This window comes from Citrobacter sp. Cs237 (assembly GCF_030332325.1).
Classification (GTDB): domain Bacteria; phylum Pseudomonadota; class Gammaproteobacteria; order Enterobacterales; family Enterobacteriaceae; genus Citrobacter_A; species Citrobacter_A sedlakii.
In genome coordinates, this window is record NZ_JAOWIB010000091.1 from 1 (window position 1) to 17453 (window position 17453).

Here is a 17453-nt window from a genome sequence, read left to right on the forward strand (position 1 = left end):
ACCGCATACGGGTATCAGTCAGGAAGAGATCCGTTACTTTACCGAAGGTGAAACCATGCCGATGGATATTGTTGAGAGGCAGTATTCGCGTCCGTGGCCGTTCAGTGATAAACGGGTGCGTGAGGAACGCGCAGTGGAATGGCGATTAGTTGGTGAAGCGTAAGTATTTTACATATCTCTTGAATTAATTCCTTCACTGGAAAGAGAATGTCTGTGATGTATAGTCATTAAACAACATGTTATTTTCAATGAAGAGGTTAATATTTATGCCAAAGATAGCTAAAGTGTTGTTAGTCGTTTTTTTTATTGCCATTGGACTTTTTAGTTTGTTCTTCAGCTTCATGATTATCGGTGCTGGCGTCAGTGGCAGCGGGTGTGGGACTGAGTGCTTTAACTCAGCGTCTACCATGAAAACTATAAGTTATATATCTTTCGCGCTGGCATTTTTGTCAGGGATACTCCCAGCCAAAAAGAGTAATAATAAGTGAACTAACATTAAGTCAGCACTGTAACTAAATTAATTAGTTTCGACATGCAAAGTTTCAGTCATCTATTTTTTGTTGGGTTGGTAGCAAATCTGAATTGAGTTCGATGCGTTCTTTTGTGTTAATACAACTCCTCTCATTTACTGTTATTTATCAGAGAATCTCTCCCGTTTTTTTAGGTGGTGTGGTTTTATTTGGTGTATGTCCAGAGATGTATGATGATGTTGTTATTAAAAGGAAATATAAATGAAGAGTATAATTCGTATCGGTGATAAACATACAGGCGGTGGTTCTGTATTAAGTGGTTCCACAAAAATGAAATTTGGTGGCATTGGTGTTGCCCGCCTCGGCGATCCCGTTAGTTGCCCCATCGAAGGACACGGGCCAACTGTGGTTGCTGAAGGCCATCCGACATTTAAAGATAATGGTGTACCGGTGGCCTTCGACGGTCACCGCTGCGCATGTGGCTGTAAGCTGATCTCTAGCCTGCCTCAGGCTACGGCGAGCTGAATATGCCTGTAAATTTAAAGCTGATCCCGGCTCCTGCGATCAAGCCGCGTCCACCGATCTGGTGGGTGTGGTTGCTTTTACTGGTTTTCATGCTACTGGGGGGAATGGCTGATGCAATACTGAGTAATCTGTCCCGGACAGAGATCAATTCACAAGAATTCTGGACATCGGCATTAGGTCTTCCCTCCCTGCTTTGGCTCATCTTAGCGGCATTGCGCGTCGCCTGGTATAAAGGGCAGTTGGGCACGGCGCGAAGCAGGGATAAAGAGCGTGATCGTCTGCTTCACCGCGAAATTCAGCGCGGGCAGCGCTACCTGAACGTCTTTGGAATAAGCTTACATAGTGCTCTGCGGGAACCCGAGGATACCGACGGCGCGAAGCAGTGGGAGGCACTGCGGGGAAAAGTTAAAGCATTAAAAACTCAGCCTTCATGGAAAAGCCATGAAGGTATACGCCATAGCCGACTTGCTCTGGCTGATGGCGAGGATACCGGGCAGATGCTGGGGCGCGGATTGAAGAAAACGCTCGAAGAACTCAGCATTGTACTGTCTTCCCTGCCCCTGGACACCCCCGTATCACTTTTGCTGGAAAGTAACAGTAGCTTACCCGAAAGCCAGTTGGAGGAAATCTGGCAGAAGAGCTGGGATGCGAGTCAAATCCGACAATCTGCAATACGCCTTGATGAGAGGGGGCTGTCAGTAGTGGATAAATGGCTTGATGATCTACGTAATGCCCATTCACTGCTAATGATTATCGCTCTGCAGGTCAGACCTGAGCACCCGAAAGGATCTGCTGAGAATATTGTGGGGCTGCTTCTGGGAGGTAATCAGGTATCGCAGGACTTAAAACCACTTGCCCGATTACACCGCCCGGAGATGATGCATCACACTGAAGCTGACGATTTTCAGTATGCCCTGAAGCAATCAATGGAGTGGGTTCCGATCGCTGCCGGTGAGGTAAAAAGTGGTTTTCTGGTCGGTGTTAACCCGGCATGGCATATGGCAATTGCTACAGGTTTGCAGGCAATACAAAGTCCCATCAACGTGGGGCAGGACATTCACGATCTGGGCAAGACACTTGGGTATCCCGGGCCTGCTGCGCCATGGGTTGCCATTGCCTGTGCTGTTGAGGCTTGCCATCGCAGTGATTCGCAACTGATTGTGAGTGGAAACAATCATGATAATGTCCCGCTGTGGGTCACCATGGTGACGCCCGCAGAAAAACAACAGGGACAGGCGGCTGCTTTTAATCCGAAAAACAGATGATCGGCAGTAAAAGCAAAAGAGCGATTAATTTATTTATATTATTACGGCAGGGAAAGAGGATGGATGCATCGAATAACACGGAACACTGGGTTAGTCGTCCAGGCTTTATCATAGCGCTACTGGCGGGCATCGCTCTGGGTATATATCGTTTTGGGGACCATCTTGGCCTGGACTCACCCAGGGTTAAGCTTTATGTCGTTTTGGGTTTATGTGCTGTCATTCTTTTGCTCCGCTATGGGGGGCAAATCTTCCAGTATTTCAAAAACCGAAATAACGAGAAAGTAAGCGCATCCTTATCCCAAAAAACAGTAAAATCAACTCTCAAGACACCTTATTTCGACACACTGACCGATCTTAAGCAGGCACTTCGTTACCAGTATGGTCGTTGCTGGCGACGTAAAGTCACATTCCTGATGCTGACGGGGCGTGCTGCTGATGTTGAATATCTGGCGCCCGGGCTCAGCACTCAGCACTGGCTGGAAGATCAGGGGACGGTTTTGTTGTGGGGAGGTGACATTGACATGCCTCTGGACAGCGACTGGTTCAGTGGTGTGTGTAAATTACGCCATCGTTCCGTGGATGCGATGGTCTGGGTAACCTCTGCGTTTTCTCAATTTGCGACACTGAGTCAGCCTGCTAAAAATAGTTCGCTATCACCAGATGAAATGGACAATATTTCCAGCCGCATTAGCTCCCGCTTTGAGGCGCTTGGATGGAAATTACCTCTTTATCTATGGTCAGTCTCGCCGGGAAGCCAACATCAGGGGCGGATCACGCAACCCGTGGGTTATTTGCTCCCGGCGCGCGCAAAACCTGCCGATATTGATGTCCAGCTTGCAAGCTTATGCGAAAAGCTGACCGCGCAGGGGATACAGCAAATATGTATTAATCCGGAATATACCTATCTGCTTGATCTTACCAGCCAGCTTTCTCTGTCGCCGGGAAGTATCAGTACACCGTTATCCGTACTGCTGAACCCTTATCGTTCCTTGCCGTTGGCGGGTATGATGTTTAGCCCTCCAGCTACGGGTGCCGCCAGAGAGATTAAACACCACTGGGGCAGAGATAATCGCTGGGACTTGTTGCTGACGTCCTTGTCTGAGCTTCCTGCGGAATTACGCGCCAGGAAGCAACGTTTTGGGTCGTGGCAGGCATTGCGCATACTACTTGCTGCAGGCATGGTCGCCTGGGCAGCCTGGATGAGCATCGCGTATGTCACCAACCGCAGCCAGATTGACAGCGCTAATGCCCAGGCTGCACTTGCCGCCCGGCAGAATCAGTCCCTGGAACAGCGCCTGCACGCTCTGTCTGAACTGCAGAAAACGCTGGCCCGCCTGCAGTACCGTTCTGAGCATGGCGTGCCGTGGTACGAGCAGGCCGGACTAAGCCAGAACAATGCGCTGCTGGCCGCACTATGGCCACGTTACCAGGACAGCGCATTGCCGCTGTTGCGGGATGCCGCCGCTGACTATCTGCAGAGACAACTGAATACCTTTAATGCGTTGCCACCGGGCAGCCCGCTACGTGAGCAGATGGCCAGAACCACTTATGACCAGCTCAAACTCTATCTGATGTTGGCCCGCCCGGAGCATATGGATGCATCCTGGTTCAGTTCTGCGTTGATGAATGACTGGCCGAAGCGTGATGGTGTGAAAGACGGCGTCTGGCAGGGGATAGGGCCGTCGCTGCTGTCGTTTTACAGTGCCCAACTGGCGACACATCCCGAGTGGAAGTTACGGGCTGATGAGAACCTGGTCAGCCAGGCGCGCTCCCTGCTGGTTCGTCTGATGGGCGTACGTAACAGTGAATCGACCCTGTACCAGAAGATGCTCTCCCGGGTGTCGCACCTGTATGTCGATATGCGCCTTGAAGACATGACCGGCGATACTGACGCCGCCCGCCTGTTCAGCACCACCGAAATTGTGCCGGGCATGTTCACCCGGCAGGCCTGGGAGCAGGCCGTGCAGCCTGCCATTGAGAAAGTGGTGAAGGCGCGCCGGGATGAGCTTGACTGGGTGCTCACTGACAGCAAGCGTCAGGTGAATAAACAGGATGAAACCTCTCCGGAAGCGTTGAAAAAGCGCCTGACGGAGCGTTACTTTGCCGACTTCGGCGGGGCATGGCTTGAGTTCCTTAATAGTCTGCACTGGAACCAGGCCGTCACGTTGTCAGACTCCATTGACCAGTTGACCCTGATGGCCGACGTGCGTCAGTCACCACTGGTGGCACTGATGAACACCCTGAATGTGCAGGGACGTACCGGGCAAACTGGGGAGGCGATTTCTGATTCACTGGTGAAATCAGCGAAAAATCTGTTGGGTGGTGACAACCAGGATGCCATTGACCAGAGTGCCGGTGTTCACGGCCCGCTGGATGCGACCTTTGGTCCGGTACTGGCGCTGATGGATAAAAGCAACACTGAAGCACAGGCGCTGAGTCTTCAGTCGTACCTGACCCGGGTGACGCAGGTGCGCCTGCGTCTGCAGCAGGTGACCAATGCCGCCGACCCGCAGGCGATGACACAGACGCTGGCGCAGACCGTATTTCAGGGCAAGGCGGTCGACCTCACTGAAACCCGTGACTACGGCAGCCTGATTGCCGCCGGTCTCGGCCAGGAGTGGAGCGGCTTTGGCCGTACCGTGTTTGTTCAGCCGATGGAGCAGGCCTGGCAGCAGGTACTGACCCCGGCGGCGGAAAGCCTCAATGCCCAGTGGCAGCAGGCGGTGGTTGCTGAGTGGAACAGTGCCTTCAGTGGACGCTATCCGTTTAACAACTCCAGCAGTGATGTATCCCTGCCGCTGCTGGCTAAATACCTCAATGCAGATTCCGGGCGTATTGCCCAGTTCCTGCAGACCCGCCTCAGGGGAGTGCTGCACAAAGAGGGCAACCACTGGGTGCCGGACAGCATCAACTCGCAGGGGCTGGTCTTTAACCCTGCATTCCTCAATGCCATCAATACCCTGAGCCATATCTCGGATGTCGCTTTCACCGAAGGCAACGCCGGCATGAATTTCGAACTGCGTCCGGGCACTGCTGATGGCGTGATGCAGACGGACATGGTTATCGACAGCCAGAAGCTTATTTATGTGAACCAGTTGCCGGCATGGAAGCGCTTCGCCTGGCCTGCGGATACCGAAGCACCCGGTGCGAACCTGAGCTGGATAAGCACGCAGGCAGGAACCCGTCAGTACGCCGATATCCCAGGTGCCTGGGGCTGGATACGTCTGCTTGATAAAGCGGTGGTCAGTGCTTATCCGGGCGTTGACAGCAGTTACAGTCTGAGCTGGAAAGCACAGGACGGACGCACGCTCAAATACACCCTGCGTACCGAGGCGGGCGAGGGGCCACTGGCGCTGCTGAAACTGCGTAATTTCCGTCTGCCGGAAACCATCTTCAGCACCTCCGGTGCAACATCACCAGACCAGGTTGCCAGTGCAGGCAATGATACAGAGGACGTATATTGATGAGCATGCTCAATGCCTTACTCAGCGCCTGCCAGACTGAGCAAGAGCCGCTGCTTGCGGCAACCCGTGAGCGCGTGGCGCAGTGGGACAACTGGCTGCAGCCGCTGTCCGGTTCATCGCCCGCTGGCGAAGAACCCGGCTATGACGATGACTTCCAGCAGATGCGCGAAGAGGTCAACAAACTCTCCGGCGCGGATACCGAACTCATCTGCCGGCTGGCGGAGAAGCTGCTGACCAGCACTGCGAAAGACATTCGCGTCGCGACGTACTACTGCTGGGCGAAGCTGCACCGCGAAGGCGAGCAGGGGCTGGCTGAAGGGCTTGAACTGCTGGCCGGGTTGCTGGAGCGCTTTGGACCACAGCTGCACCCGCAGCGTGACCGCAGCCGTAAGGCGGCGCTGGAATGGCTGGCGGGGTCGCGTATGACGGATTCTCTCTCCCTGTACCCGGAAGTGGTCAGGATCGATGCGATGCGTACCACCGGGGCGCTGCTGCTGATAGCACAACTGACCGAAAATGAGCCAGATGAAACCCGTCCGGAACTTAACGCGCTGTACGGTGCACTGGAAAGTCGTCTGCAGAAAGCAGGGGGCGTGGATGCGGTGGTACCGCAGAACGCCAGTACCAGCGACACACCTGCCATGACCAGCCACAGCGACGCCCCGGCCATCGGGCGTATCACCTCCGGCCAGGATTTGCTGGCCCAGGCTCGTACGCTCACTGAATACCTGCGCGAGCAGCCGGATGGCTGGCTGTCAGCGCACCATCTGATGAAAAGCCTGCGTCATGACACACTGCGGGCCATCCCGGCCACGGATGCGCAGGGGCGTACACGTATTGAGCCGCCAAGGGCGGATCAGCGCGCGTTGCTTAAACGCCTGTACCTGCAACAGAACTGGGCTGAAATGCTTGAAACGGCGGACAGCGCGTTTTCCCGTGGTGCCAATCACCTGTGGCTGGATTTGCAGTGGTATATCCATCAGGCGCTGACGAAATCCGGTCAGGACACGCTGGCCGGTATTATCGCGGCTGACCTGAAAGGGCTGCTGACCCGTCTGTCCGGGCTCGAAACACTGGCCTTCAGTGACGGCACGCCATTTGCGGATGACGTGACGCTGAACTGGATCCAGCAGAGCGTGCTGGATTCGACAGGCGGGTGGGGTAATGACACTCCTTCCGCACAGATGTCCCCAGGCAACGATGACATTCTGGCGCTGGAGCCGGAAGCGGTGGCACTGGCCGACAGTGAAGGCCCGGATGCGGCACTGGGCTGGTTGCAGGCCCGTCCCGGCATCACCACCGTACGCCAGCAGTGGCTGCTGCGCCTGCTGATGGGGCGTATCGCGGAGCAGTACGGCAAAAATGAGCTGGCGGTGCATCTGTTTGCGGAGCTGGGCGAGCGGGCCGGTGAACTCACCCTTACGAACTGGGAGCCTGAGCTGTTGTTTGAGGTACAGGCCCGCCATCTGAAACTCCTGCGCCTGAAAGCCGGTCGCAGTGAGGCTGATAAGGCCCGCCTTACGCCAGTAATGGACCAGTTACTTGCCGGACTGATCGCAGTTGATCCTGCCCGTGCCGCCGTGCTTTGCGGATGATAATTAGTCATACCTTCAGGAAAGAAATCAGAATCAAGGGAAATTAAAAAATGAAACGTCTTAGAATATTTACTTGTTTAGGTGTGATGTTCTTGCTTTCAGGTTGTACAGCACTGCTGTGGGGAGGAAATAAGGTCGCCGAGCCAAAAACAGAGAGACATATTCAGATTCAGGACAGTGTAACCGGTGTATTTCAGTATAAAAACCTTGCTGTTTCTGTTGTTCAGGGAAGCAAAAAAACTACTGTTAACGTTCCCTCTGAAGGTGTTGCCTTTGTAGGTGAAAAAAATATATACATTCTGACCCGGGGGGCTGATGAACTTCTGTCCCTTAATAAACTTGCAACTCAAATTCCCCTGATATCAGGTCGGGAAGAGAATACCCTTAAGTTTCGGATAAACAAACCATCAGGCAGCGACAGCGTGCTTCAGTTCAGCGATGCTCTTCCTGTCGAAGTCAATAAATCCTCCAGGATGCTTTCAACAGAAGAGTTAAAGACTATTCAGCATGCAGGCTTCCGCAGCAACGGTGTCCGGTATGTCAGGGACGTATATATCACGGGAGTGATTATTCCCAAAGTGAGCCTTAATTATGCTTTTGATAAGACTGAATCTTTGGGGAGAACGTACAGCGTTCAGTTTTATTCGCTGGAGTCTGGAACCGATTTTCACCCCGTAAATCTGGCGACCAATATTGTCGTTACCCCGTTAGCACTCACTGCTGATATTGTTTTTTTCCCGATATCATTAAGTCTGCTCCAGCTCATTAATGGCCCTTCACCATTCGGACATTAATTAAACAGGTGTTTTATGGAAGATTTAACCCTGCGCTATTTTGATGCAGAAATGCGCTACCTGCGTGAAGCCGCAAAAGAGTTCGCGCAGACCCATCCCGATCGTGCAGCGATGCTCGACCTGGATAAAGTCGGGACTCCCGACCCGTATGTCGAACGCCTGTTTGAAGGCTTTGCTTTCTCGATGGGGCGACTGCGCGAAAAGATTGACGACGACCTGCCGGAACTTACCGAGGGGCTGGTCAGTATGCTCTGGCCGCATTACCTGCGTACCATTCCGTCGCTTTCGGTGGTGGCGTTCACCCCGGCGCGGCATGCCATGAAAATGGCGGAAGTGGTGCCTGCGGGGCTGGAGGTATACTCCCGCCCGGTGGGGCCGAAGAGCACGGTCTGCCGCTATCGCACCACGCAGGATGTGATGCTCAACCCCCTGAGCGTGTCGGGTGTGACCATGGGCACTGAGCCGGACGGGCGCTCGTTGCTGCGGATGCGTTTTGCCTGCAGCACCCAGGCGGACTGGTCCCATGCGGACCTCAGCCACCTGAGTCTTTATCTCGGGGCGGACGCTCCCGTCAGCAGCCAGCTGCACCTGATGTTGACCAAACGGCAGGCCGCCCTCTATATGCGCCTGCCCGGGCAGACTGACCGTATCCGGCTTGACGGATATTTCTCACCGGGCGGTTTTCGTGACGAAGACTGCCTGTGGCCGAAAGGCGATACCGCGTTCAGCGGCTACCAGCTTCTGCTGGAGTATTTCACCTTCCGCGACAAGTTTATGTTTGTCTACCTTAACGGCCTTAAGGGCATCACGCCGCCAGCGGGGGCCGAGTATTTTGATATTGAAGTCGTGTTCAATACGCCATGGCCATCTGACCTGCCGGTCTCTGATGATGCGGTTCGTCTGCACTGTGTGCCGGTGATTAACCTGTTCACACTGGAAGCTGACCCGCTCACCATTACCGGGCTTGAAAGTGAGTACCTGCTGCGCCCTAAACGTCTGCAGGACGGACACACCGAGATTTTTTCGGTGGATTCGGTTACTGGCTCAAAGCGCACCGGTGATGCCGAGTACGTGCCGTTCAGCAGCTTCAGGCACAAGGGGGGGATGATGCGCCGTCATGCACCACCCCGTTACTACCACACCCGCGTGAAGCGCAGCGTGACCGGGCTGTATGACACCTGGCTTATCCTTGGGGGGCACCAGTGGGAAGATGACCGCCTGTTTGAGCGTGAAGCCGTATCGCTGCAAATCACCGGCACCAACGGCCAGCTGCCGCGCCGTGCACTACAGAGTACGCTGCTGGACTGCTGTGAGCAGGTGGTCAGTACACAACTTTCAGTACGCAATCTCTGCAAACCAACGCTGCCAGTCTATCCGCCTTCTGAAGACCGTTTTCACTGGCGGGTTCTGAGCCACCTGGGATCCGGTTTCCTGAATATGCTGAGTACCGCCGAAGTGCTGCGCGGGACGCTGGCGCTCTACAACTGGCAGGAAGATGAACTGAACACCCGACGTCTGGAGGCGATTCAGCATGTAGAGCACCATCGCCTTCAACGTTTTGAACAGGGCTACCTGCTTCGGGGGCTGGATATCGAAGTGACCCTCGACAGCAATGGTTTTACCGGCGAGGGCGATATTCATCTGTTCGGTGAAATGCTTAACCGGTTTTTTGCGCTGTATGCCGATATGAACCAGTTCAACCAGCTCACCCTCATCGTTCAGCCAGAAGGAAAATGCATCCGGTGGAAAGAGAACCACAGTCCGCGTCTGCCAGGCTGATAGAGCGGCTGGGTGACCGGCTGTCATATATCAACTTTTACCGCTTCTGTCAGTTGCTGGAGCAGAGCCAGCCGGACAAACCGGTTACGGGCAGCACCTGGCAGGTACGTCATGAGCCGGTACGTTTTCGGCCACACCCGGGGATGGGCTTCCCGGCCTCCGAAATCAAAGGGATTGAACCACCGGAGCACCTGCATCTGCCTCCCACGGTCCGCATCACCTTTATGGGGCTTTACGGCGTGGAATCGCCGCTGCCGACGCACTATATCGATGACATTACCCAGCGGCGGGAAGGGTATGAAGCCACCGCCGATTTTCTCGATATCTTCAACCACCGGTTGATTGCCCAGTACTACCGCATCTGGCGGAAATATTCGTATCCGGCAACCTTTGAGGAAGGCGGTAAGGACAAAACCTCGCAGTATTTGCTGGGGCTGGCCGGGCTCGGGATTGACGGCTGTACAGACAGTATCGCAGCGCCAGCCTCACGCTTTCTTGCGCTGCTGCCGGTCATGATGCTGCCAGGGAGGACTGCAGAAGGCATGGCCTCACTAGTGCGACTGCTGGCACCCGGCACGCAGGTAAAAATCTGGCATCATGACAAACGCCGTGTGCCGCTGAGGCAGCCTCTGACCATGAGCGTCAGCCAGCCTGTCACCCTGACAAACCGTCCGGTGATGGGTAACTATGCCACCGATGTGAACAGCCAGGTACTGATGCGTCTGACCACTACCAGCTCGCCGGAGGTACAGGGCTGGTTGCCCGGTGGTGAACTGCACACGGACTTAATGGCGCTGCTGCATGTGTATCTCGGGTCGCGTCTCAGTGTGCGTTTACAGCTGTGTGTCGACCGTCGCCTGCTTCCTGACGCGACGATGAACAGTAAACCTGAAGCTGGTGCGGTGCAACTGGGTCGCACCGCCGTGATGCGCCCACTGAATGCGGCGAATACCGTCGTACACCCCAAAATCATAACTATCAGTCTTGGCCGCTATGAGCGGGTCCAGGAAAATATTCACCGCAGGGAGACCGATGAAGATGGCGATTACCGCTGGTAAATTTCCTCTGGCTGCTCTGGCCGCCAGTATCACACTGATGCTGGCGGGCTGTGGGCTGACGCAAAAAGTGACAGACGGCACCGTTGCGGTGACCAGGTCGATTTTTTATAAACAGGTAAAGACCCTGCATCTGGATATTCGCGCCCGCGAGGCCGTCAACAGCAATGCAGGCGGCGTGGCACTGTCGACGGTGGTACGTATTTACCAGCTCAAAGACCGGAAAACCTTCGACACGACGGACTACCCGTCACTGTTTAAGGCTGACAGCCAGGCCATTCAGGCAGACCTGGTAGCGGAGAAAGATATTCGTTTGCAGCCGGGTGGGTCGGTGATGGTGGATATGCCGATGGAGGAAACTGCGCAGTATGTTGCGGTGGCTGGCATGTTTATGTCGCCGGACCAGGTGAACAATACCTGGCGGGTAGTGCTGAGCCGTGACGACCTCGATCCGGACAAGGCCCGGGTGATTGAGGCAGGTAACAACCGGCTGAGCCTGAAGGCGCTGAAAGATGAGTGAGTCATCCTGTCCTTCACTGTATGAAACGCTTTACGGCAACTTTACCGGAGGTCTTGACCTGCACCAGGTCAGTGAGCAGAACCAGGTGATTCTGTCCGTACTCGACAATATGCAGCGCATTCTTAACTGCCGCGCCGGTACGCTGGCGCACCTGCCGGACTATGGGTTGCCGGATATGATCAAAATTCTGCAGGGGATGCCGGGCACGACCCATGAACTGATGGGGATCTTATCGTCTGTATTGCTTAAGTACGAGCCCCGGCTTAAGAAAATCGATGTGGTTCTGCTTGAGCAGGCTATTCCCGGCGAACTGCGCTACGCCATTGATGCCGAGTTAAGGGGAATAGGCCTGGTACGTTACGGCACGGAATTTATGCCCGAAGGTTGCGTGCTGATACGCCACCTCAAACAGCAGCAATATCTTGATGTTCAGACCCGCCTCTAATCTTTTGACGGACAGTAAAAGCATGTCGGCAAAATCACGATTTTTTAAAAAACTGCAGGACCAGCATCCCCGTAATGTAGCCTTTGACACGAAAGCAGAAGCGGACATTGCGGCGTTTCGTGAGCGGATCAGTCAGCTTCAGGCGTCCATGGATGAGTGGCTTAACGGGACGAAGATGCACACCGAAGCCACAACCACTTCCCTGATTGAGTTCCTGATTGGCGGGAGCGCGTTTTCGGTGCCGGGTATTACCCTGCACTACGCGCAGCGGAGTATCCGGTTTACCCCCATTTTTCTGTACGGGCAGGGCGTGACCGGCTGCATGGAGGTCTGCCTGTATACTGAGGCCAATATCCGGCCCCTGTACCGGCTGTTTATGCGCAGTGGCGGGCAGAATGACTGGACCTGGTGTCCGGCCGGCGTGCAGGGCGGCAATCCTGCCCGGTTTGATGAAGAGGCATTCTTTACAATGATTGTCTCTTTGCTTCCTGAGTAACCCTGAATCTGGCTCGCTTTGAAGTCCACGGACAACTAAAACATGCATGACGAACAACCACGCCAGGTGAGAACCGGCGGCGATCCTCGTTCACTGCCTCAGTTTGCGGCGCTGCGCGATGAGATGAATAAACTGACGCATCCGGCACGTCCGGACGTCGACTGGAAGCAGGTGGAAACACTGTCGCTCTCCCTGTTTGAGATTCACGGCGTGGAGCTGCAGACAGGGGCGTGGTATACCCTTGCCCGCAGCTATCTGACCCGCGTCAGGGGGATGAATGAAGGCCTCAACATACTGGTTGCGTTGCTGAGCCATCAATGGACGCAACTCTGGCCACAGCCGGTTAACGCCCGGGCGGAGATCCTGAATGGCCTTTTTCAGCGCTTACAGAAACTTTTCCGGACCTGGTCACTATCGCCGGCAGACTTTACCGCACTTGAACTGGCGGAAAGGCACCTGCAGGCGCTGGACGACATTCTGAAGCGTCAGGAACTCAGGCACGCCTGCAATCTGAGGCCTCTGTTGCAGCAAATACGCAGTGCCTTAAGTCGCCTGGAGAACAGTCCTCTGCAGGAGGAGACAACCCAGGACACGGCCTTGCCTGAACAAGTGCTGGTGAGGGGGGATGAAGCGGCTCCACCTGCCAGCCAGCTGGTCTATGTCATCCATAAAGATCCTGAAGTAAAGGTGCAGGTGGCAGAAGCACCACCGGTTAAGCCAAAACGATGGCCAGCCTTTATGGCTGGCATGGCAACCTCGATGGTGCTGAGCGCAGCGACCGTTTTTGGATGGCAGGCTATGCATCGACCGGATGACGCCACAAAATCCATGGCCGCCTCCGTTGCCTGGCTGCCCGAACCCATGACTCCCCCGCAAATCGATGCTTTCAGGAAAACGGATAACAGCCGGACAGAATCTGCCATGTGGCTTGAGCGAATAACGAATCAGGTCAACGGGATCATGAATTTGTCGCCGGGCTGGCGGCTTCGCTATGGTCAGGGACTGGTTTCGCAGGCAAAGGCCTTGTGGCCGAACGATCCGGCAACCCGTCAACTGATAAAACACTGGGAGCAATATCAGGTAGCCAGAACGCTGCCGGCAAGTCAGTTGCAGGGCTGGCATGAGGGAATGAAACAACTTCACGCGCTGTCGGCAAAGCTTGATGCGCTGGACCATCAGAAAGGGAAATACCTGACGGGTAGTGAGCTGAAGACGTTGGTCTGGCAGATAACCAGTTCGTTTGCCAGTGCAGTGCCGGTCGAAGAGCAACTGCGACAACTTGTTACATCGCAGGAGGACGTTAATAAGAACGGGATCAATGTTGAACGGGCTTCACGTCATCTGGATTCTTTGAACCACACACTGGGACAGTTATCGAACCAGTATGAGGATGTTCATTCAGAAACAGGCCCGGGGGGCCAATGATTCCAGCGCATTCCGTCGTTAAGCAAAAAATCGCGTTTGTCAGGGAGCAAGAAACGAATTGAGGTGTCGAGCTGATGGCAGGTAAAGCGCAAAACAGGCGAAATCATCTGTCCCTATGGGCAACTTCCGACAGAGGAAATCGCCATAAAACTGGGGCGAAGCGTTGGTGCAGTGAGACGAATAGCGTATAAATCCGGAGGGGGGGTAAACCGGGTTCCCGGCCCTGGACGGAAGACGAACTATCGCTGATCCGTCTGCATTATCATAAGGGATCGGGGTATATGCTGGCACTGTTGCCCGGCAGAACAAGGCAGGCAATTCACTCACAAGCCAGTCATCTGGGAGTGACTGTCAGTAACTGGAGCGATCAGGAACGCCAGTTTTTAAAAGACCATCACGGCATCATGCCCATCAGTAAGATCGCTTCCATACTTGGCAGGAGTCCGGAGGGAGCAAGACGGATGGCTTATGGCATGGATCCTGGAAAAAAAAGCGAAGAGGCCTGCGAACCCCTGGACCGAGCAGGAAATGGCAATACTGCGTGTGCACTCGAATCAGGAAGCATGGATTCTGCTTCCGTGATGGTCAGCCATTCATGGTGTGAAATATTCATGAGCAAGTTCCTGATTGAGAAAGGTTTCGTTGATACTCTGGGTCATGCGTTTAACCGTTTCCAGCTTGTCCGCGGCGCGGGTGGGCTCCAGCGCCGCGATAAACTGGCGCGGTGATTTCGTGGATCGGCAGATCGCCGATATGTGGGAAAACATATCTGTTGAGTGAGTTCCAGATGTCCTGGAGCGTATGCGGGGTGAGGTTTCTGGAGCATTTGACCTTATACCAGTCACCTGCAATTTTTTTGAAGGTGTTCTCTTTCAGGCGCTGCTGTTCGAGCCGCTCGGCCTCTTTATGTTCCTGCGCATCAATTTCCCGGACTAAAAGCTCTCTGGCCTTATCGCGGATCTCGCGGGCGTAACCGAGAGAAACCTCGGGCCAGGGACCGAGGCTTATTGTTCGGCGCTGCTGAGCATGAGGATGGGGTAACGAAAACATCAGAGCTTAGAACCCTGTGGAGTGATATCCATAATGAAATGAATTTATTAGGGAAAATCGACTTCCTGGCTATTTTAAATTCAGCACGTTGGCCGAATAGCCACAGGATATGTCAGAAAACTGCGGATGCAAGCGAACAACTATGAACGACTACGAACAATAAAAAAACAGCGAGTGATTACACTCGCTGTTTTTTCGTGGGGTAATGAACACACTTACATCTGTTATGTGTTCAAAAATTTGATTGGTCGGCACGAGAGGATTTGAACCTCCGACCCCCGACACCCCATGTCACTGCGTTAAAGCCGCTGCAACCCTTGTAAATACTGGTGCTACGGCATGTTTGACTGTATATGCAAACAGTGCATTTTTTGCAAAATCCGCACTATATACATCAATGAGTTACGGGTAGGTTTTTCCCCATACATCACCCGGCTTTAAAGACAATTTCAGCATGAGGAACTTCTACCCATTCCACATGGTTCTGGGTATAAATTTTTGTCGATTTTGCATCACTATGAGCCATCCTTGCCTGCGGATCGATACCTTGTCTTTCGAAAATATGAGCCGCCAGCGCTCTAATCTCGTGGAAAGTTGGCCTTTCTTTGATAGGTAATTCTGCCGCTACACCTATCCGGTCCCGCAGCTCTGAAAATGCCCTGCTCAAATAATCAGGGGCCACCTGTGTTGGGTGGTTAACTTCCTTGCTTATCGGATTGCTTCTCTTTTCCAGAAGCCGGTGAACAACATAAGGGCTGGCCACATTGTCTCTGCTGTTGTCGATGATCTCTTTCAGGGCCCTGCCGATCGGAATAGCGACGTGTGAAGCCTCTTTGTGCTGCACTTTTTGCCGATGAATGTAAAGCGTTCCGAATATGCCAGCCTCCTCCTGATCGAACCATACACAGCCGCAAACCCCTTCTTGAGGTTCCTTGATCGAGTACCGGATCCGGGAAACTTCCAGGCGCGCTTGCGTAGTTTGTATGGCAAGGTCCATTGCAGTCTTCAGCCAAGGTTCAGCAGCTGCATGTATGGCCAAGAACTGTTCCAAAGTGAGTCGCCGGCGGACCTTTTTATCGACACGCCGCATTTTTTTCCGTGTTGCAGGGTTATCCATCATTAGCGATTCATCAACAGCATAAGAGAATAGCTTTTTCAGGAAGCTAACTTTTCGGTTCTGAACATTGGCCGACGATTCAGAATGGTAATTTCGTATGTAGGCATTTACGTGCTCAAGCTCAATATCGCATGCGGGTATGTTGTTAAAAAATTCTTTAACCCTGATGGCATCATTATTCCAATCGTCAAGTGTGCTTTTAGAAGGCTGCTCATCTTTGATCGCTCTCTCCATAATGCGATCAACATGTTCAGAAAACGGGTGGGCTTCACCATTCAGCCCTCCAGATTCCCGAATTAATGAATCTATCGATGGTGTATTTTCAGGGCGCATCCTCAGGTTATACTCTCGGGCGATGGCGATAGCCATTACTCGATCCGAACCGAGAGTTTTCTTTTTCCCAGTTATAAGCGTGAACTTATACACGCCACGATCTTTATCAAAAAAAAGATAATCAGGAAGGTGGCGGTATTCTTTTTTTCGTGGCCTTGCTGCCATGGTCAACCCTCAATTATTAACTGACGTACCGCCTGATTAACAATTGAGTCAACTCCCCACTTTTCGGTTTCATAGACAAAAACTGAACCATCTACAATCCTTCCCATGAGTAATCCGTTTTCGACCCAACGTTTAATTGTACGGTTGTCAGGAATGGAGTCTTTGGTAAATTCGCGCTTACTCCAGAGACTCGCTTTCATTAGCTTTGCCATGGTTTCCTTCTCCATAAAGCCCGGCTGCACCCGGGCTGAGTGGTTTACTCGTTGGTGCTGGTGGCAGGGATAAGTTTCTGCCAAATTGCTGACACATATTTTGCCTGATGGCGCGCATCAGCCAGGGCGTTGTGAACATCGCCAATGAAAGGCATGTCACGTTTCGGATCGAAACCAACACTGCGACCGAGGGTAACGATCGTGCGTACATCGTGATCGTTCCAAAATTCCCACGGGCAAATGCGCCCGGCGCGTTCGTAAGCTCCGCGCAGAATCACATTGTCAAAGGTGGCCCCGTTACCCCAGACCTTCATGTATTTGAGATTATATGCATGCCGGTGAATGAAATGGCTAAGTTCCGACAGTGCATCAGTGATAGGCATCGCGTCATCAACACAAATAGCTGAGCGTGCTTCCGGGCTTTGTTTTAGCCACCAAAGAATTGTATCTCCATCCGGTACCGCACCTTGAGCCATTGCGCTTTCAAGCGAGACGGCCGTGTAAAATTCTTGGCCAAGTTCACCTGTTTGGGGGTTAAAAAAGACGGCACCAATTGAGACGATCGGCGCGTTTGGCTTTTTCCCCATTGATTCGAGGTCAATCATTAAGTCGTTCAACTGCTTTCTCCATTGCTAATTCTGCGATTAAAGCCGAGGGGACAACCACCGGCATTGGTACTCTGACGATCTGTGCTCGTACTCTATCGATTTCCCCTGCCAGCTCCAGCAGGCGGGAGCGGCAAT

At 53.5% G+C, this 17453-nt stretch carries 16 protein-coding genes; 12 read left to right on the plus strand and 4 right to left on the minus strand.

Annotated features, from left to right (window positions below; translation table 11 throughout):
• Positions 1–731: 731 nt before the first annotated feature.
• The 12 genes from OGY07_RS03700 (at position 732) to OGY07_RS03755 (ending at position 14561) form a co-directional block, all read left to right on the plus strand.
• Positions 732–995, plus strand: a complete 264-nt coding sequence (locus OGY07_RS03700; RefSeq protein WP_060569349.1) for a PAAR domain-containing protein — start codon at positions 732–734, stop codon at positions 993–995.
• A 2-nt stretch (positions 996–997) separates the two neighbouring features.
• The gene (locus OGY07_RS03705) at positions 998–2260 is read left to right on the plus strand and encodes a KPHS_23130 family T6SS system protein (RefSeq protein ID WP_286598723.1); all 1263 of its coding nucleotides are present in this window, start codon (positions 998–1000) and stop codon (positions 2258–2260) included.
• 59 nt (positions 2261–2319) lie between these two features.
• Entirely contained in the window at positions 2320–5724 is a 3405-nt protein-coding gene (locus OGY07_RS03710; RefSeq protein WP_286598724.1) for an ImcF-related family protein, read from the plus strand.
• Complete coding sequence (gene tssA / locus OGY07_RS03715; protein ID WP_286598726.1) at positions 5724–7319, plus strand: type VI secretion system protein TssA; 1596 nt, start codon at positions 5724–5726, stop codon at positions 7317–7319. Before OGY07_RS03710 ends, tssA begins: the two co-directional genes overlap by 1 nt.
• Before the next feature lie 50 nt (positions 7320–7369).
• On the plus strand, positions 7370–8113 hold the full coding sequence (locus OGY07_RS03720) for a YidX family protein (protein ID WP_286598728.1): 744 nt from the start codon (positions 7370–7372) through the stop codon (positions 8111–8113).
• A gap of 15 nt (positions 8114–8128) precedes the next feature.
• Positions 8129–9892, plus strand: a complete 1764-nt coding sequence (gene tssF, locus OGY07_RS03725) for a type VI secretion system baseplate subunit TssF (protein ID WP_286598730.1) — start codon at positions 8129–8131, stop codon at positions 9890–9892.
• A complete protein-coding gene (gene tssG / locus OGY07_RS03730) occupies positions 9847–10950 on the plus strand; it encodes a type VI secretion system baseplate subunit TssG (RefSeq protein ID WP_286598732.1) in 1104 nt (367 codons plus the stop codon). Before tssF ends, tssG begins: the two co-directional genes overlap by 46 nt.
• The gene (gene tssJ / locus OGY07_RS03735) at positions 10931–11467 is read left to right on the plus strand and encodes a type VI secretion system lipoprotein TssJ (protein WP_286598877.1); all 537 of its coding nucleotides are present in this window, start codon (positions 10931–10933) and stop codon (positions 11465–11467) included. The genes tssG and tssJ overlap by 20 nt, the downstream gene beginning before the upstream one ends.
• A complete protein-coding gene (gene tssE / locus OGY07_RS03740) occupies positions 11460–11912 on the plus strand; it encodes a type VI secretion system baseplate subunit TssE (RefSeq protein WP_060569342.1) in 453 nt (150 codons plus the stop codon). The genes tssJ and tssE overlap by 8 nt, the downstream gene beginning before the upstream one ends.
• Positions 11913–11934: 22 nt before the next feature.
• On the plus strand, positions 11935–12408 hold the full coding sequence (locus OGY07_RS03745) for a hypothetical protein (protein WP_286598735.1): 474 nt from the start codon (positions 11935–11937) through the stop codon (positions 12406–12408).
• 42 nt (positions 12409–12450) lie between these two features.
• Positions 12451–13833, plus strand: coding sequence for a VasL domain-containing protein (locus tag OGY07_RS03750; protein WP_286598737.1), 1383 nt, complete (start codon positions 12451–12453; stop codon positions 13831–13833).
• Between the two features lie 281 nt (positions 13834–14114).
• Positions 14115–14561 (plus strand): hypothetical protein, encoded by a 447-nt coding sequence (locus OGY07_RS03755; RefSeq protein WP_286598739.1) that lies wholly within the window; start codon positions 14115–14117, stop codon positions 14559–14561.
• On the opposite strand, the gene OGY07_RS03760 is transcribed toward OGY07_RS03755, so the two are convergent.
• The 4 genes from OGY07_RS03760 to OGY07_RS03775 form a co-directional block, all read right to left on the minus strand.
• Positions 14497–14883, minus strand: coding sequence for a phage integrase central domain-containing protein (locus tag OGY07_RS03760; RefSeq protein WP_192841973.1), 387 nt, complete (start codon positions 14881–14883; stop codon positions 14497–14499). The two genes, OGY07_RS03755 and OGY07_RS03760, sit on opposite strands and share 65 nt — an antisense overlap.
• Before the next feature lie 427 nt (positions 14884–15310).
• Positions 15311–16498 carry a phage integrase Arm DNA-binding domain-containing protein gene (locus OGY07_RS03765; protein WP_048993903.1) on the minus strand — a complete coding sequence of 396 codons (1188 nt, stop codon included), beginning with the start codon at positions 16496–16498 and terminating at the stop codon, positions 15311–15313.
• Between the two features lie 2 nt (positions 16499–16500).
• Positions 16501–16710, minus strand: a complete 210-nt coding sequence (locus OGY07_RS03770; protein WP_001515618.1) for a hypothetical protein — start codon at positions 16708–16710, stop codon at positions 16501–16503.
• Positions 16711–16754: 44 nt separating this feature from the next.
• A complete protein-coding gene (locus OGY07_RS03775; RefSeq protein ID WP_047363398.1) occupies positions 16755–17327 on the minus strand; it encodes a 3'-5' exonuclease in 573 nt (190 codons plus the stop codon).
• Positions 17328–17453 lie beyond the last annotated feature (126 nt).

Coding starts and splice junctions, on each gene's coding strand:
- OGY07_RS03705 (WP_286598723.1), top strand. CDS start 998: ATGCCTGTAAATTTAAAGCTGATCCCGGCTCCTGCGATCAAGCCGCGT.
- OGY07_RS03720 (WP_286598728.1), top strand. CDS start 7,370: ATGAAACGTCTTAGAATATTTACTTGTTTAGGTGTGATGTTCTTGCTT.
- OGY07_RS03770 (WP_001515618.1), bottom strand. CDS start 16,710: ATGGCAAAGCTAATGAAAGCGAGTCTCTGGAGTAAGCGCGAATTTACC.
- OGY07_RS03750 (WP_286598737.1), top strand. CDS start 12,451: ATGCATGACGAACAACCACGCCAGGTGAGAACCGGCGGCGATCCTCGT.
- OGY07_RS03765 (WP_048993903.1), bottom strand. CDS start 16,498: ATGGCAGCAAGGCCACGAAAAAAAGAATACCGCCACCTTCCTGATTAT.
- OGY07_RS03755 (WP_286598739.1), top strand. CDS start 14,115: ATGCTGGCACTGTTGCCCGGCAGAACAAGGCAGGCAATTCACTCACAA.
- tssJ (WP_286598877.1), top strand. CDS start 10,931: ATGGCGATTACCGCTGGTAAATTTCCTCTGGCTGCTCTGGCCGCCAGT.
- OGY07_RS03745 (WP_286598735.1), top strand. CDS start 11,935: ATGTCGGCAAAATCACGATTTTTTAAAAAACTGCAGGACCAGCATCCC.
- tssE (WP_060569342.1), top strand. CDS start 11,460: ATGAGTGAGTCATCCTGTCCTTCACTGTATGAAACGCTTTACGGCAAC.
- tssG (WP_286598732.1), top strand. CDS start 9,847: ATGCATCCGGTGGAAAGAGAACCACAGTCCGCGTCTGCCAGGCTGATA.
- OGY07_RS03700 (WP_060569349.1), top strand. CDS start 732: ATGAAGAGTATAATTCGTATCGGTGATAAACATACAGGCGGTGGTTCT.
- tssF (WP_286598730.1), top strand. CDS start 8,129: ATGGAAGATTTAACCCTGCGCTATTTTGATGCAGAAATGCGCTACCTG.
- tssA (WP_286598726.1), top strand. CDS start 5,724: ATGAGCATGCTCAATGCCTTACTCAGCGCCTGCCAGACTGAGCAAGAG.
- OGY07_RS03710 (WP_286598724.1), top strand. CDS start 2,320: ATGGATGCATCGAATAACACGGAACACTGGGTTAGTCGTCCAGGCTTT.
- OGY07_RS03760 (WP_192841973.1), bottom strand. CDS start 14,883: ATGTTTTCGTTACCCCATCCTCATGCTCAGCAGCGCCGAACAATAAGC.